Source organism: Ancylobacter mangrovi (genome assembly GCF_024752335.1).
Classification (GTDB): domain Bacteria; phylum Pseudomonadota; class Alphaproteobacteria; order Rhizobiales; family Xanthobacteraceae; genus Ancylobacter; species Ancylobacter mangrovi.
In genome coordinates this window covers 835,251-848,294 of record NZ_JANTHY010000001.1, presented here as the reverse complement: position 1 = coordinate 848,294, position 13,044 = coordinate 835,251, and the positions used below count along the sequence as shown (strand labels likewise).

The window sequence follows — 13,044 nt, the reverse complement described above, 5'->3', positions numbered from 1 at the left end:
GATCTAATCTTGCTTCCCAAGATCGTGCGCTGCTGCCGCCTCACCGGATTTGAACCCGGGCTCATGTGCGATCTCGGACGGCTTAAGATTGGAGACAGCAAACATAAGCAGGATAAAGATAAGAATGGCGTATACAGCCCCCACCGCTAGACGAACCCTACGATAATCTTCGATGCTCGCGCGAAGCGGCTCCTCGCTAAGCTCCTCTACATCTTGTTGTCGAAGCACCGTGTTAATCTCGCGCTTCCAAATAGAGCGGCCGTCCTTCTGTTGCCTAAAAAACCGCTCATTAATGAAAACTTGAATGCCGAACGAAAACACCAGAAATGCCACTGCGCCTAACGCTAGCATTGCTGCCGTCGTCTGACTTGACGCCTTTCCGGCATCGGGTAATATTTTGAGAACAAAAGGCAACGCTGCGATCGCAACGTCCTTCCACATGGCTCCCGCAAGCTCCTGCGCCCGTTGAGCGGACTTCTGCCCCTCATCGACGACAGCTTTGCGTAGTTCTGCCAGCGCCTTCAGCGTGTCCTTGCTTCCAGATTTAACATACGCGGCGTAGGCGGCTTTGGCTGAATCCAACGCACCATCGCCCAGGTCACGCAATTCGCCTCTTCTATGAGTTCTGGCCCATTCGGCTGCCAACAGCAGGTGCCGCGTGTCTGCGTCCTTCGCGTCCGGAAACACCCAAGCAGCACCTTCCTGGAGGCGCGGCATGAGGCTTAGCGCCTCGGCGTCGTTCATCGCCACCGCGCACGAAGGTGGCCCACTGAAATGATAATTCGTCACGCCATCGGCAAACGACACTCTATCCGACAGCGCCGCCAACAGACGCCGGGCGGCCAGAATCCCCCAGACTGCATAAGTCTCTCCCACTCGTTCGGGCGCTCCTCTAATCAGCCACGGCCTTACATCACCAGGTACCAGCATTCTGCCGGTAAAATCGCTGACGTAGGATCTCGGATCTGGAAGCGGTTCGGATGGCGCGAATCCCTCGGGCTCATCATTCGTCCAGAGCTGTAAGCGGTTCCGGTATGTTGAAAAGGTCTCATGCGGCTCCATATCGGCAATGAAAACGTGATCAACTGTCGCGAGATCTTTCTCCCAACGGGTCATTGATCTAGCCAAAAAAAGGCACAACCGTCCTGCCACCTGCCGCTTCGAAACCGAAATTCTAAAAAATTCTTCTGGACCCGGTTCGGCATCGGACTCCAATTGCCCGTCACCGTCCGCCTCGGTGATGGTCACCGCAGCAATGTACGACGGCGGCGCCGCGCGCAATCGAAGCCACCGAGCGCGCAGATCATCGTCCGCCAACGCCGCCCGGAGGATCAGGAGGTTTGGACGCTCATCAATGTCATTCTCCGTCGCCGTGGCGATGAGGAGATTAGCGACGTCCCTCGGGTTCATCGAACTGCTGCTCAAGGCGATCGTGGATGATGATCCGTTCATCTTCCACTTCAATTGCGCCCAACATGTCGTCGGGCACGCGGATTTGGATCTGATTTCTTGTCACATAGCGCCACAGCGCGGGCGGCCGCACCTTCTCCGGCGTGAGCACAACCGGCGCCCCCTCGATCCGCTCTCGCTTCAGCGCATTTCGAAACTTTTGCACCAAGGGATGACCGTCCGGGAGGTTTTGCCCGACGACCGCTTCGAGGAAGCGCTTTTGATCGTCAATTCCCAGGGCGCCACCTCCGGCGGCCGCGTCGTAAGTACGACGATTGGCCTCACGAAAAACTTCCGGAGATACCAAGTCCTTATTGCCACGGATCAAGTCGCGCACGACCTTAACCAGCTTCTCGCTCAACTCCGCATCATCGTGGAGACGCTTGGCTGCGAGAAACGCCTCGAAATACCTCGCCACCTTCTGCTGGTTGCGACGATCGAGCACCGTCAACTCACCCCCATCATCAGTCAAACGGATTAGCGCGGACTTCTGCAGTGCTTCGCGATTCTGCACAAACGTCCGCTCCAGCGAGTCGAGGCTGACGCGCTTTCGGCCGCCCGCCGCGTCTGTCACATCGTACGTGAGCACTTTCTCGTCGTCGTACTTGAGCAAGGCAAAATACTCTTCTTCTCCGGCCCTCAAACGAAATACCATAAAGGCCCCCGCCGCGGTCGAGCCGCCGTGCTGGCGCTGAAAATCTTCGGCCAGTTTCTCACTCTCTTCTTGGAAACGCCTAGGATCAGCAGCAATCCGCCCAAGACGCTCGCGAGTTGCTGATGCATCGGTGAACACATAAGGAGCTCCACCATTGACCGAGCCAATCCGCTCCAAAAAGAACCCGGCGAAACGACCGGGCTCTATGACTTCAAGTCGAACGAAATGCTCCTCGGTTGGGCCTACTAGATGGAACACCATCTGCTCAATCCGAAGCGCTTCCAGTTGGTCATCATCGAAGAACGCCATCTATCCCCCCGCAGTATTGTACGATTCATGTTTTGCCCGACCTGACGCTGCAGCACAGGAGACTCCGTGCGTCATTCGGCTCGCGAGAACGGTAGCATAATGCGTTGGGATCAGCAGCAGAACATCGCGAACCGTTAGTTGGCGTCGAGCCCTTCTTCTGGAACGTCGCCATAAGCCGCGATCAGCACCGGCGGCTCAGCATCGCCGCTCTCGGTCTCCACTTCGGTCGAAAAGGCGATGGCGCCGGCCTTCACCAAGCTTAAGCGCTTGGCCTTTCGGTTGGCATCCTCGGCATCGCGCGCTTCCATTGGGATGCCGGCCTTAATCCGCCCGCGCTTTAGCGCCTCGAAGGGCTGAACGACAAAGAATGTCTTCTTGGGCATGACCTCGTCTCCTTCAGGGAAAATGCCGCGGGCGCGGCCGGCGGCCGGCTGGCATGGGCAGGCATGTTTCTTCATCGCCTCCGCGGAGCACATGGCGCGCCATGGTGACGTCATCGGCACGTATGCCGGTTTCCGACATGATCGCTTCGGCAAGCGCCGGCTCCTCGGCGACCCAGTCCAGAAGCGAGGCGAGAAAGCGCGGATCGCTTGCGCAGGTCCTGACCGCTCTCGCCTCGATCCCCATCTCGGTAAGGAAGCGCTCGAGGCGCAACGCATCGTTCGCGAGAGCGCCCAACACGCGTATGGCGATCCACTCGGCATAGTTGCGAGCCTGTCCGACCCCATCACGCATCGCATGCCTCCGGCAGTCTCAGCTGCACCACGCCAGCAATGAGCCCGATCGGGTTAGCGCAGATGCTGCAGACGAAGCGCTGGCGCTCCAGGAAGGCACTCTCGAGCAGCTCGTCGATCCCGGTCGGCGCATCATCCACGCGCGGGACGTCGACGAAAAACTGGCTCTCGGCGACGCAATGCTCGCACCTCAGATGCAGCCGGAAGCGCGCCGCCAGGCGATCATAGTCCCCTTTTTCCGCTTCGTTCATGATACCTCACACCCTGCAATGTTCTTGTTATGTTCCATATCCTCAAACATGATCGCTCCTGAGTCGAGTCCAATCGGCGGCGGTAGTCGGCTTTTCTAAATTATGGGTTATTTCCCACTTATAGATTGACAGTGGGAAATAACCCACTTAGCGTAACTCCATCAGCCGCTCCTGCTGACGCGTGCCCGGCGGCGGTCAACCGCTCCCCCCAGCCCGACCGACCGCCGGGCACGCCAACCGCTGATGGAGTTCGCGTCATGTCCGATAAGCAGCACATGTTCTGGATGGTCTACGGGCTTGGCCAGGGACAGCCGACGGTTCGGCACAAGACCTATGCGTCGGCGCGCGACGAGGCCGCGCGTCTCGCCCGAAACCATCCCGGCGTCTCGTTCTTCGTTCTCGCGGCGGTGAGCGTGTCGCGACGCGTCGATGTCGAAACGACCATGCTCAATCCCGGCGTCTCGCTGGGGATCGAGGGCTTGGACGAGGACGCTCTCATCCCCTTCTGAACCAACTCCGGCGGCCGCACGTCCCGCCACGGCCGGATCGCTCCTCCCTCACAATCCCAAGTCGATCCGGCCGCCCTTCTCTTTCACGAGGCCAGCGCATGATCCCGCATTCCCATGCCGAGGAATCCCAGCTTGCCCGGACGCCCGAATTCCAGGCGGCCCGCGCCATCGAGCTCGCGGCCTCGGAACTCGAGACCCTGCGTCTCCAGGCACTCGATCTCGCCGAGACGCTCTCCACCCACATCCGCTCGCTCAAGGCGCGCTCGCGCGACATGCGTGACCGCCCGTTCCGCACCGAGGAGCCCGCCAGTGAACGCCGCTGAGACGCCCGTCGAGAAGTGGCGCCTGCGCAAGACCCGCGCCGAGGCGACCCGTGAGCTTCTGGTCCAGCGCTTTCCGCGCTGCTTCATGCCCAAGGGCCAGCCCAAGCTGCCTTTGCAGAAGGGCATCCGGCAGGCCACCCGCGCCGCCGCGCCGGACATCAGCGCCCGCCGGCTGCACGAAGCGCTTTCGGACTACGTCCACGGCCGCACCTATCTGCGCGCCATGACGGCCGGCGCCGCCCGGATCGACCTCGACGGGTGGCCGGACGGCATCGTCTCCGAGGACGAGGCGCGCGAGGCCCGGGTTCGCCTCAGGCGCGCCGATCGCAACGCCGCACACAAGGGTGCCGACCATGGCCATCGCGATGCTGCGTGATCTCTGCGCCCTCGGGCTTTTCCTTTCTGCCCTCGCCTTCTGGGCCGGCGTCTTCACGGGAGCGATGTGATGGTCTGGAAACAGCGAGGCACCATCGAACGCGTGCAGGTGGAGGTCGACCTGAGCGACTTCGACACCGGCCAGCTTCTTCAGGAACTGATCGACCGGCAGATCATCGAAAGTGCCGACGCCGAGAAGTTGCTCGCACGCGAGAAGATCACCGTACAAGGCACAGCGATCTCCCCCAACGACGAGATCTGCCTCGCGCGTTCCGAGCTGGCGATCGGCCGCAGGAGCGAAGCGCTCATCCATATCGAGCGCGCCCTCGGCAACGACTTCATCGGGAGGCTCGCCTGATGGCATGCCCCCTTCCCTTCCTGACCCTCGGCGGCGCGCTGCTGGGCCTCCTCCTCGGCCTTATGATCTTCGGGCCGCTCGGCTTCTGGGTCGGCTTCCGCACCGCCTGGCAGGACGATTTCCCTGCGCCGGGCTCATCCGATCCCTACGCCCAACCCTTCCAGGACGACGTGCGCGAGGTGCCCCATGCGTGAGCACGACGAGATCGTCGACGCCATGGCTGTCAGCCTGGCGCAATCCACCTGCGATCTGGCGGACGAGCGGGAGGTCGCGCTTCTCCTGCTGAGCGCCGGCTACGACGAACGGGAAATCGCCGATCACCGCCGGCAGGCGGTCCGCCTCGCCGCTGCCGGCCGGCGCAACGACAGCCTTTGCGCCGGCCTCTCGGGAGGCGCCCATGGCTGAGGTTCATGCAACCCCGGAATTCGCGGCGGCCGCGCTGGCGATCAAGGCTCAGATCAACGACCTGATGGCGCGCATCGTCGCGTGTGGGCTGTCGCCCGCGGAGGTCGAGCGCCTCCTTGTCGGCATGACGGGGCGCGCCGCCTGCTTCTGTGCCGGCGCTTCGAAGGCGCTTGCGGGATCGCCGCCTCCTTCCGATGCCCACCCGGACGACATGCTCGAATGGGTCGACAAGACCCTGGCGAGGATCCGGAACGAGATCGAGGCCGAGCTGCGCCAGGCCGCCGCCCGCGCCTTCCCGGAGGTGCAGGGCCATGGCTGACCTCGTCAAGCGCATCGCCGCTTGGATACGGCGTCCCTGCGCGGCCGAACTGGACATGCGCGCCATTCTGCGCCGCGCCGCGATCGATCCCGGCGCCTGCCGCAACTGCCGCTTCTGGAAGCGCGGGCCCGCTTATTCGCAGCGGGGCGAGTGCCGGCGGCTTCCCCCGCCAAACGATCTCGGCTGGCCGCGCACCGACATGCACGGCTCGTGCGGCGAGCACCAGCGGATCGGAACCGGAGGTCGCCCATGACGGACGCCCCGAACATCTTCGTCGCCGGGCTCGGCCGCTGCGGCACCACGCTGGTGATGACCATGCTCGACCGCGGCGGCTTTCCGGTCGTTGGGAGCCGTCCGGCTTATGAACTCGACGAGATGCGGCCCGGCCAGCACCAGGAGGCCACCCTTCGGCAGATGCGCGGGCGCGCGGTCAAATGGATCGACCCCACCGCCTTCCCGGTGCCGATCGGCACACGGGCGCTCACGGTCTGGATGCATCGCGACCCGATCCAGCAGGCCCGCTCGCAGATGAAGCTGCTCGGGCTGGAAGCGAACCGACAGGACGCCCGGCGCATGGCGGCACGCCTACGCGCCGACGAGCTGCGCGCCCGCGAGACGGTTCGCCGCCTCGGGCCGGTGCTCGACATCGCCTTCGAGAGCATCCTGCAGGATCCGACCGGCACCGCCATCCGTCTGTCGGTCTTCCTGGAAGGTCATGGGAAGCTGGAGACGGCGCCGGCGGCATCGGTCGTCATTCCGCGCTCGCCGCTCTGCGCGCCGGATCTCTCCATCGAGTTTCACCTCATGCGGGAGGCCGGCCATGTCTGAGCGGCGCCTCTATGAGCTGATCAATCCCTCGGACGCGATCACCTTCCGGGCGACCGTCGAGGAAGCGGCCTTCATTGCGGCTCGGATGCTGCAGGGTCCGTATTTCGTGAAGGACGCCGAGACCGGCGAAGAACCGAAGATCGACGATCTGGGGTCTCGGTACGACGCGCTCTGGAGCGACGCCGAGCGTCTGGCCTCCTATGCGCTGGCTTACCGGTCGTTTCTCGTGGGCAACCCGTCCGACCGTCGGCTGTTCGAAGCCGCGATCGAAAGGATGCCGCCGGATGCCGCCGATGAATATCGGCGGGAATGGCATGCGGCGCGGTGCACGTCGTTTAACGACATCTGCGCCGCCTGCTGGGAGACGGCGGAGAAGATCGCCGCATATCGGCCAGAGGCCGCCCATGACTGATCGCTCCGGTCTTTCTCCAGAGGAACAACGATCATGAGCAAGCAGTGCTTGGCCGCCGGTCCGTGGACGATAGCGGACGACCTCACCGTCTTCGCGGCGGACGGAACGCCGGTCTGCGTCATCGGTGATCCGTTCGAGCCGATAAGCGATCAGGACCGGCTGCATGCCGCAGCGATCGCGATTCTTCCCGAGATAATCGAGACACTCGGCGTGTTCTTCGAAACCTTCGCGCCCGATGACTGGACGCCGGAAGAGTACCCCGACGTCGCCCAGGCGGAAGAGATCTTCAAGTGCCTTTCCGTCGCCGGATACCGGAGGGCGGCGTCATGAACCTCGCGCTCCCGGACAATCCCGGCGCCGTTGGCCCCGGCTGCGATTGAAGGGTTTTCAAGACACATGACCCGGCACCTCGAAATTCGCCTCACCGACGCTCATATCGGCATCTGGCAGAGCGATCCGAACGATCCAACCTTCAAGACCGAGATCTTCGACGGCCTGATCCGCCTGCTTCGTGCGCGGGGCTGGACGGTCGGGCGCGATCCGCGCGTGCACACGCACTACCGGTCGATTTCCAAGAACCACCGCATCGCCCGCAAGGGAGAGATCCGCGCCGAGTTTCACATCTGCGGGCACGCGATCACCTTCGAGTTCTGGGCCACCACGTGGAAGAGCGATCACGTCAACGGGCACCGGTACGATTCCAACAGGATAGACCGTTTCGACTACCTCGATCGGTTGCGAATGCGACAGCTCGAAACCGTCATTTCCTCCTGGTGCGAACAACGGGCTCAGATCTCGGTCAGCCGTTCGCGACCTCATCCCTCGTCGGGAAAGATCACCGCCCGAGCTTTCGTCGAGAGCAGCTATGCCGAGAGCTGGCACTCGGACAAGGCACTCGGACGGCCGCTATGCAAGAGCGATGAAAATCGGCGTAGCCGCGACGGCTGTCTCCTTGAACAGGGCATGACGGTTTGGACGAAGGACTACAAGGGGCGGATCGTGCGGGGCACGGCCCTCTACCACATCAACAACATGTGGTGGGTCGTTGCCGGGCCGTATGCGCTGCTGAACGTCTGCTCCCGCGATATCTACGTCGAGTGCCCGGAGGACGTCCGTCGCAAGCGCAACGGTCGTGAGCGCCGCGTGCGCCTCGAGGCAGAATTGGCCAAGGCCATCCGGCGTGACGATTTCCGCCGGGCGGACGTCCTGCGCCGGATCCTGTTCGGCTCGGAACCGACCTACCGCATTTGGTCCCGCAAGAACGACGCCTATTATCGCGCGGATTATTGTGGCTACACCACCGACGTGGTGAGCGCCGGCCGGTACACCCGCGCGGAGGCGGAGCGCGAGGTGCGGCGCGTTCCCCATCATCTGCACGCCATAGGGCCGGACGGCCGCCGTGAGGATTTTGGGACGAGTTCGGAGTTGGTGGCATGAACGCGCCCCTCTCCTATCGCCGGTTCCTCGAAGCGAAAATGAAGGTTGCCCCGTCGACCGGCATCTCCGTGCCGCTGGACGGGATCAACCCGGCGCTCAAGCCCTTCACGCGAAGCATCGTCCAATGGGCAGCGGCGGGTGGGCGCCGGGCCATCTTCGCCAGCTTTGGTCTGCACAAGACCTCGACGCAGATCGAGCTCTGCCGGCTGCTGAAGGCCCGCGTCGGCGGCGAGGCGCTGATCGTGCTGCCGCTCGGCGTGCGTCAGGAGTTCTTCCGCGACGCGCGCGAGCGCTTCCACGACGCGTTCGCGGTCTCGCTTCGCTTCGTTCAGTCAGACAACGAACTCCACGCGGCCCGCGCTGAGGGCGACCACATCTACCTGACGAACTACGAGAGCATCCGTGAGGGCAAGCTCGACCCCGGCAACTTCGCCATCGCCAGTCTCGACGAGGCGTCGATCCTGCGGAGTTTCGGCTCCAAGACGTTTCAGACCTTCCTGCCGCTCTTCGACAAGGCGCGGTTCCGCTTCGTCGCCACCGCCACCCCTTCGCCCAACCGCTTCAAGGAGCTGATCCATTACGCCGGCTTCCTTGGCGTGATGGATACGGGTCAGGCGCTGACACGCTTCTTCCAACGCAACTCGGAAAAGGCAGGCGATCTCACGCTCTTTCCGCACAAGGAACATGAGTTCTGGATGTGGGTGTCCACCTGGGCCGTCTTCCTCCAGAAGCCGTCGGATCTGGGTTTCTCCGATGAAGGCTACGACCTCCCGCCGCTCACCGTCCGCTGGCATGAGGTGCCGGTCGACCTGGTCGGCTCGACGGCCGATCGCGACGGGCAGCTGGCGCTGATCCGTCCCGAGGCCAAAGGTCTGTCGCAGGAAGCGCGCGAGCGGCGCGCCGCCCTGCCTGCCTGCATCGCCAGGATGCAGGAGATCATCGCCGGCGATCCGACAAGCCATCGCATCCTTTGGCATGACCTCGAGGATGAGCGCCGGGCGATCGAGGCGGCGGTGCCGGGCGTCCGGTCCGTCTATGGCACGCAGGAGCTCGAGGAGCGCGAGGGCCGCGTCATCGGCTTCTCGGATGGTGCCTTCCAGTTCCTCGCTGCCAAGCCGGTGATGCTCGGCTCCGGCTGCAACCTGCAGCGCCATTGTCACAAGGCGGCGTTCCTCGGCGTGGGGCACAAGTTCAACGACTTCATCCAGGCGGTCCACCGCATCCAGCGGTTTGGCCAGCTCCATCCCGTCGAGATCGACGTCATCTATCCCGAGAGCATGCGGCCGGCGCGACGCGACCTCGAGGCCAAGTGGGCGCGCCATGAGGAAATGGCCGCGCGCATGAGCGAGATCATTCGCAAATACGGGCTCAGTCTCGCCGGCATGGCGGAGGTCCTGCAACGCTCGATCGGCATCGAGCGGATCGAGGCCAGCGGCCAAGGCTGGCAGGTGGCGAACAATGACTGCGTCGAGGAGTGCCGGCGGATGGACGCCGATTCCGTCGACCTGATCGTCACGTCGATCCCGTTCTCGAACCACTACGAGTACACGCCGACCTATGACGACTTCGGCCACACCGACGATGATGAGCACTTCTTCGGCCAGATGGATTTCCTGACGCCGGAGCTGCTGCGGATCCTGAAGCCCGGTCGCGAATGCTGCATCCACGTAAAGGACCGGATCCTGTTCGGCTCCGTCACCGGCGCCGGGACGCCGACGGTAAACCCGTTCCACGCGAAGACGCTCTTCCATTTCATGAGGCACGGCTTTGCCTACATGGGCATGGCGGTGATCGACACCGACGTCGTGCGCGAGAACAACCAGACCTACCGGCTCGGCTATTCGGAGAATGCCAAGGACAGCACGAAGATGGGCTTCGGAAGCCCGGAATTCCTGCTGGTGTTCCGCAAGCTGCCAACGGACCGCTCGCGCTCTTATGCCGACCAGCGCGTGGTGAAGGAGATGCCCGTCGTCGAGATGCCCGATGGCGCGATCGTCTCCTTCAACGACAAGGGACGCCCGGTGCCCGGCACCGGCTATTCCCGCGCTCGTTGGCAGACCGACGCGCATGCCCGCTGGCGGTCGAGCGGCAACCGCCTGCTGACGGCGGACGAGCTTGCGAAGCTCGATCCTGATGTCATCGGCAAGGTCTTCAGGCAGTTCAGCATGGAGACCGTCTACGATTACGAGACGCATGTGCGGATCGGCGAGGAGCTGGACTATCGCGGCGTCCTGCCGGCCGTGTTCATGGCGCTCTGGCCCGGCAGCAGCCGGCCGGATGTCTGGCACGACATCGACCGTATGAAGACGCTGAACACGGCGCAGGCCTCGGCCGGCCGGGAGCTCCACGTCTGCCCGCTCCAGTTCGATGTCGTCGACCGCTGCATTACCCGCTACTCGGCGCCCGGCGAGCTCGTCTTCGATCCTTTCGGCGGGCTCTTCACGGTGCCCTACCGGGCCCTGCATCTCGGCCGGCGCGGACGAGCCGCCGAGCTCAACCACAGTTATTTCCTCGACGGCGTGAAGTACCTCGAGGCGATCGAACGCAAGAAGGCCGTTCCGACGCTGTTCGACTTCCTGGCTCCCGCGGATCAGCCGGAGGCGGCGGAGTGATGAGCGACGTCGAAATCCGACACTTCCACATCTGCTGCGGCCTCGGCGGCGGCGCCAAGGGCTTCAACAAGGGACAGGCGCGCGTCGGCTCGCTGAGGGCGAAGTTCCGCTGCATCGGCGGCGTCGACAGCGACGCTGCGGCGATCCGCGATTTCAGCCGCGCGGCCGGCGTGCCGGGCACCGTGATCGACCTGTTCGACCGCCTGCAGTATCACGACTTCCAAGGGCACGAGCCGCCGGCAGACTGGCGCGAGGCGACCGCGGAGGACATGCGGCGCGCCGCTCACTACGAGCGCCCGCACATCGTCTTCGCCTCGTTCCCCTGCAAGGGCTTCTCCGGCCTGCTGTCGGAGACCAAGAGCCTCAGCACCAAGTACCAGGCGCTCAACCGGCTCACCTTCCGCGGCCTGTGGCTGGCGCTCGATGCCTGGTCGGACGACCCTCCGGAGCTGTTCATCTTCGAGAACGTGCCGCGCATCGCCACGCGGGGCCGTCACTTCATCGACCAGATCGTCGCCTTGCTGCGCAGCTACAACTATGTCGTAGCCGAGACCACGCATGATTGCGGCGAGATTGGCGGGCTCGCCCAGAGCCGCAAGCGCTTCCTGCTGGTCGCCCGCCACCAGGTGAAGGTCCCGCCCTTCCTCTACGAGCCCCCCAAGCGCCGGCTGCGCGGTGTCGGCGAGATCATCGAGAAGCTCCCGCTGCCGGGCGACGAGACGCACGGCGGGCCGATGCACCGTGTGCCCTCGCTCCAGTGGAAGACATGGGTGCGCCTCGCCTTCGTCGAAGCCGGCTCGGACTGGCGCTCGCTCAACCGTCTCGGTGTCGCCGATGGGGTCCTGAAGGATTTCGGCATCGCGCCCGATGCCGACTGGCAGCGCGGCGTTCTCGGCGTGCAGCCCTGGGAGCACCACAGCGGCGCCGTGACCAGCCGCGGCTTACCGACCAACGGCACCTTCGCCGTCGCTGATCCGCGCGTCGACGGGTACCCGAAGTCGGTCCAGCTCGGCGTTCGAGAATGGAACAGGACCGCCGCCACGGTGAAGGGCGACGTTTCGGTCGGCACCGGGCCCTACGCCGTGTGTGATCCTCGGCTGCAGGGCGCCCCGCGCTTCAACAACACCTTCCGGATCGTGCCCTTCGGCGCGCCCTCGCCGGCGATCGCCGGCCCGGGCGGCCCCGCCGGCGGCCTGGCCGTGGCGGACCCGCGCCCGAGCGACCGGCCGGACTACAAGCAGACGAAATACCGGGTCACGCGGATGGACGAGGCGTCCGGCGTCGTCATCTCGGCCTCTACCGCCGGCAACGGCGCCTTCGCTGTCGCCGATCCTCGAACGGGATGGCCCGCGAGCACGCACCAGAACAAGATGGCAGTGCAGGAATGGGATGACGCCTCGAAGGCCGTGATCGGCTCCGATCGGGTCGGTTCAGGCGCTCTCTGCGTCGCCGATCCCCGGCCGGCCGCCTTGAGCCGAGAGGACCGCAACGTCTACCTCACCGGCGGACACTACGGCGTCACCGGCTGGGAGGAGACGAGCGGCGCGGTGCCGGCCTTCGCAAAGAACAACAACGGCCATTGGTCGGTTGCCGATCCGCGCCCGCCGGGGGCGGCCGTCGCCGCGATCGACGCCCTCCCGGAGGGCAAGACCAATCTGGTCGCCGTCATCCGCGCCCTCGACGGCACCTGGCATCGGCCGTTCACCACGCTCGAGCTCGCCGCGCTGCAGAGTCTCGTCGACCCGGAGACGCTGTTTACGCTGGAGGGCCGGAGCGATTCCGCGTGGCGCGAGCGCATCGGCAATGCCGTGCCGCCCGATGCCGCCGCGGCGATCGCGTCCGTCATGGGCCGCACGCTGCTGCTCGCCTGGGCGGGCGAGAGCTTCATGCTTTCCGCCGACCCGATATGGGTCCAGCCGCTGACGGTGGCGCTGTCGGTCGACCAGCCGGACGTCGAGAGGCCAGCCATATGACAATCTCCGTCCCGCTCCCGCTCTGGTCTCTTCTCCTCAGCCTTTGGCTGGCAGGGGCATTCGGATTCGGTGCCGGCTTTCTCTCCGCTGCGCTG

General features: G+C 64.5%; 19 protein-coding genes. 14 read left to right on the top strand and 5 right to left on the bottom strand.

The annotated features are described in order from the left end of the window. Positions 1-3 precede the first annotated feature (3 nt). The 5 genes from NVS83_RS04150 to NVS83_RS04130 all read right to left on the bottom strand — a co-directional run bounded on the left by NVS83_RS04150 (position 4) and on the right by NVS83_RS04130 (position 3,398). Complete coding sequence (locus tag NVS83_RS04150) at positions 4-1,452, bottom strand: hypothetical protein (protein ID WP_258738185.1); 1,449 nt, start codon at positions 1,450-1,452, stop codon at positions 4-6. Continuing rightward, positions 1,388-2,413 (bottom strand): nucleoid-associated protein, encoded by a 1,026-nt coding sequence (locus tag NVS83_RS04145; RefSeq protein WP_258738184.1) that lies wholly within the window; start codon positions 2,411-2,413, stop codon positions 1,388-1,390. Before NVS83_RS04145 ends, NVS83_RS04150 begins: the two co-directional genes overlap by 65 nt. Before the next feature lie 134 nt (positions 2,414-2,547). Continuing rightward, complete coding sequence (locus tag NVS83_RS04140; protein WP_258738183.1) at positions 2,548-2,796, bottom strand: hypothetical protein; 249 nt, start codon at positions 2,794-2,796, stop codon at positions 2,548-2,550. Between the two features lie 13 nt (positions 2,797-2,809). Further along, positions 2,810-3,148 (bottom strand): DUF3572 family protein, encoded by a 339-nt coding sequence (locus NVS83_RS04135; protein WP_258738182.1) that lies wholly within the window; start codon positions 3,146-3,148, stop codon positions 2,810-2,812. Next, positions 3,141-3,398, bottom strand: coding sequence for a hypothetical protein (locus NVS83_RS04130; protein ID WP_258738181.1), 258 nt, complete (start codon positions 3,396-3,398; stop codon positions 3,141-3,143). Before NVS83_RS04130 ends, NVS83_RS04135 begins: the two co-directional genes overlap by 8 nt. Before the next feature lie 257 nt (positions 3,399-3,655). Here NVS83_RS04130 and NVS83_RS04125 point away from each other — a divergent pair, with 257 nt between their 5' ends. From NVS83_RS04125 to NVS83_RS04060, 14 genes are all read left to right on the top strand, one after another. Further along, positions 3,656-3,907 (top strand): hypothetical protein, encoded by a 252-nt coding sequence (locus NVS83_RS04125; RefSeq protein ID WP_258738180.1) that lies wholly within the window; start codon positions 3,656-3,658, stop codon positions 3,905-3,907. Between the two features lie 98 nt (positions 3,908-4,005). After that, entirely contained in the window at positions 4,006-4,230 is a 225-nt protein-coding gene (locus NVS83_RS04120; RefSeq protein WP_258738179.1) for a hypothetical protein, read from the top strand. Continuing rightward, positions 4,217-4,606, top strand: a complete 390-nt coding sequence (locus tag NVS83_RS04115; RefSeq protein ID WP_258738178.1) for a ProQ/FINO family protein — start codon at positions 4,217-4,219, stop codon at positions 4,604-4,606. Before NVS83_RS04120 ends, NVS83_RS04115 begins: the two co-directional genes overlap by 14 nt. Before the next feature lie 69 nt (positions 4,607-4,675). Then, on the top strand, positions 4,676-4,963 hold the full coding sequence (locus tag NVS83_RS04110) for a hypothetical protein (protein WP_258735058.1): 288 nt from the start codon (positions 4,676-4,678) through the stop codon (positions 4,961-4,963). Next, the gene (locus NVS83_RS04105) at positions 4,963-5,157 is read left to right on the top strand and encodes a hypothetical protein (RefSeq protein WP_258738177.1); all 195 of its coding nucleotides are present in this window, start codon (positions 4,963-4,965) and stop codon (positions 5,155-5,157) included. Before NVS83_RS04110 ends, NVS83_RS04105 begins: the two co-directional genes overlap by 1 nt. Next, positions 5,150-5,368 carry a hypothetical protein gene (locus tag NVS83_RS04100; protein ID WP_258738176.1) on the top strand — a complete coding sequence of 73 codons (219 nt, stop codon included), beginning with the start codon at positions 5,150-5,152 and terminating at the stop codon, positions 5,366-5,368. The genes NVS83_RS04105 and NVS83_RS04100 overlap by 8 nt, the downstream gene beginning before the upstream one ends. Continuing rightward, positions 5,361-5,687, top strand: coding sequence for a hypothetical protein (locus tag NVS83_RS04095; RefSeq protein WP_258738175.1), 327 nt, complete (start codon positions 5,361-5,363; stop codon positions 5,685-5,687). The genes NVS83_RS04100 and NVS83_RS04095 overlap by 8 nt, the downstream gene beginning before the upstream one ends. Next, positions 5,680-5,940: a hypothetical protein gene (locus NVS83_RS04090; protein WP_258738174.1), complete on the top strand. Its 261-nt coding sequence runs from the start codon at positions 5,680-5,682 to the stop codon at positions 5,938-5,940. Before NVS83_RS04095 ends, NVS83_RS04090 begins: the two co-directional genes overlap by 8 nt. Beyond that, positions 5,937-6,515, top strand: coding sequence for a sulfotransferase family protein (locus NVS83_RS04085; RefSeq protein ID WP_258738173.1), 579 nt, complete (start codon positions 5,937-5,939; stop codon positions 6,513-6,515). The genes NVS83_RS04090 and NVS83_RS04085 overlap by 4 nt, the downstream gene beginning before the upstream one ends. Next, positions 6,508-6,927, top strand: coding sequence for a hypothetical protein (locus NVS83_RS04080; protein ID WP_258738172.1), 420 nt, complete (start codon positions 6,508-6,510; stop codon positions 6,925-6,927). The genes NVS83_RS04085 and NVS83_RS04080 overlap by 8 nt, the downstream gene beginning before the upstream one ends. Positions 6,928-6,960: 33 nt before the next feature. After that, positions 6,961-7,257 (top strand): hypothetical protein, encoded by a 297-nt coding sequence (locus NVS83_RS04075; RefSeq protein WP_258738171.1) that lies wholly within the window; start codon positions 6,961-6,963, stop codon positions 7,255-7,257. Positions 7,258-7,323: 66 nt separating this feature from the next. After that, positions 7,324-8,364 carry a hypothetical protein gene (locus tag NVS83_RS04070; RefSeq protein WP_258738170.1) on the top strand — a complete coding sequence of 347 codons (1,041 nt, stop codon included), beginning with the start codon at positions 7,324-7,326 and terminating at the stop codon, positions 8,362-8,364. Next, positions 8,361-10,976: a DNA methyltransferase family protein gene (locus NVS83_RS04065; protein ID WP_258738169.1), complete on the top strand. Its 2,616-nt coding sequence runs from the start codon at positions 8,361-8,363 to the stop codon at positions 10,974-10,976. Before NVS83_RS04070 ends, NVS83_RS04065 begins: the two co-directional genes overlap by 4 nt. After that, a complete protein-coding gene (locus tag NVS83_RS04060) occupies positions 10,976-12,949 on the top strand; it encodes a DNA cytosine methyltransferase (protein ID WP_258738168.1) in 1,974 nt (657 codons plus the stop codon). Before NVS83_RS04065 ends, NVS83_RS04060 begins: the two co-directional genes overlap by 1 nt. Positions 12,950-13,044 lie beyond the last annotated feature (95 nt).

What these genes read in the sequence shown, in the direction of transcription:
- NVS83_RS04130 (WP_258738181.1), bottom strand. Translation starts at nt 3,398, where the DNA reads ATGAACGAAGCGGAAAAAGGGGACTATGATCGCCTGGCGGCGCGCTTC.
- NVS83_RS04120 (WP_258738179.1), top strand. Translation starts at nt 4,006, where the DNA reads ATGATCCCGCATTCCCATGCCGAGGAATCCCAGCTTGCCCGGACGCCC.
- NVS83_RS04140 (WP_258738183.1), bottom strand. Translation starts at nt 2,796, where the DNA reads ATGCCCAAGAAGACATTCTTTGTCGTTCAGCCCTTCGAGGCGCTAAAG.
- NVS83_RS04095 (WP_258738175.1), top strand. Translation starts at nt 5,361, where the DNA reads ATGGCTGAGGTTCATGCAACCCCGGAATTCGCGGCGGCCGCGCTGGCG.
- NVS83_RS04065 (WP_258738169.1), top strand. Translation starts at nt 8,361, where the DNA reads ATGAACGCGCCCCTCTCCTATCGCCGGTTCCTCGAAGCGAAAATGAAG.
- NVS83_RS04090 (WP_258738174.1), top strand. Translation starts at nt 5,680, where the DNA reads ATGGCTGACCTCGTCAAGCGCATCGCCGCTTGGATACGGCGTCCCTGC.
- NVS83_RS04125 (WP_258738180.1), top strand. Translation starts at nt 3,656, where the DNA reads ATGTCCGATAAGCAGCACATGTTCTGGATGGTCTACGGGCTTGGCCAG.
- NVS83_RS04070 (WP_258738170.1), top strand. Translation starts at nt 7,324, where the DNA reads ATGACCCGGCACCTCGAAATTCGCCTCACCGACGCTCATATCGGCATC.
- NVS83_RS04110 (WP_258735058.1), top strand. Translation starts at nt 4,676, where the DNA reads ATGGTCTGGAAACAGCGAGGCACCATCGAACGCGTGCAGGTGGAGGTC.
- NVS83_RS04080 (WP_258738172.1), top strand. Translation starts at nt 6,508, where the DNA reads ATGTCTGAGCGGCGCCTCTATGAGCTGATCAATCCCTCGGACGCGATC.
- NVS83_RS04075 (WP_258738171.1), top strand. Translation starts at nt 6,961, where the DNA reads ATGAGCAAGCAGTGCTTGGCCGCCGGTCCGTGGACGATAGCGGACGAC.
- NVS83_RS04100 (WP_258738176.1), top strand. Translation starts at nt 5,150, where the DNA reads ATGCGTGAGCACGACGAGATCGTCGACGCCATGGCTGTCAGCCTGGCG.
- NVS83_RS04150 (WP_258738185.1), bottom strand. Translation starts at nt 1,452, where the DNA reads ATGAACGGATCATCATCCACGATCGCCTTGAGCAGCAGTTCGATGAAC.
- NVS83_RS04085 (WP_258738173.1), top strand. Translation starts at nt 5,937, where the DNA reads ATGACGGACGCCCCGAACATCTTCGTCGCCGGGCTCGGCCGCTGCGGC.
- NVS83_RS04145 (WP_258738184.1), bottom strand. Translation starts at nt 2,413, where the DNA reads ATGGCGTTCTTCGATGATGACCAACTGGAAGCGCTTCGGATTGAGCAG.
- NVS83_RS04060 (WP_258738168.1), top strand. Translation starts at nt 10,976, where the DNA reads ATGAGCGACGTCGAAATCCGACACTTCCACATCTGCTGCGGCCTCGGC.
- NVS83_RS04135 (WP_258738182.1), bottom strand. Translation starts at nt 3,148, where the DNA reads ATGCGTGATGGGGTCGGACAGGCTCGCAACTATGCCGAGTGGATCGCC.
- NVS83_RS04105 (WP_258738177.1), top strand. Translation starts at nt 4,963, where the DNA reads ATGGCATGCCCCCTTCCCTTCCTGACCCTCGGCGGCGCGCTGCTGGGC.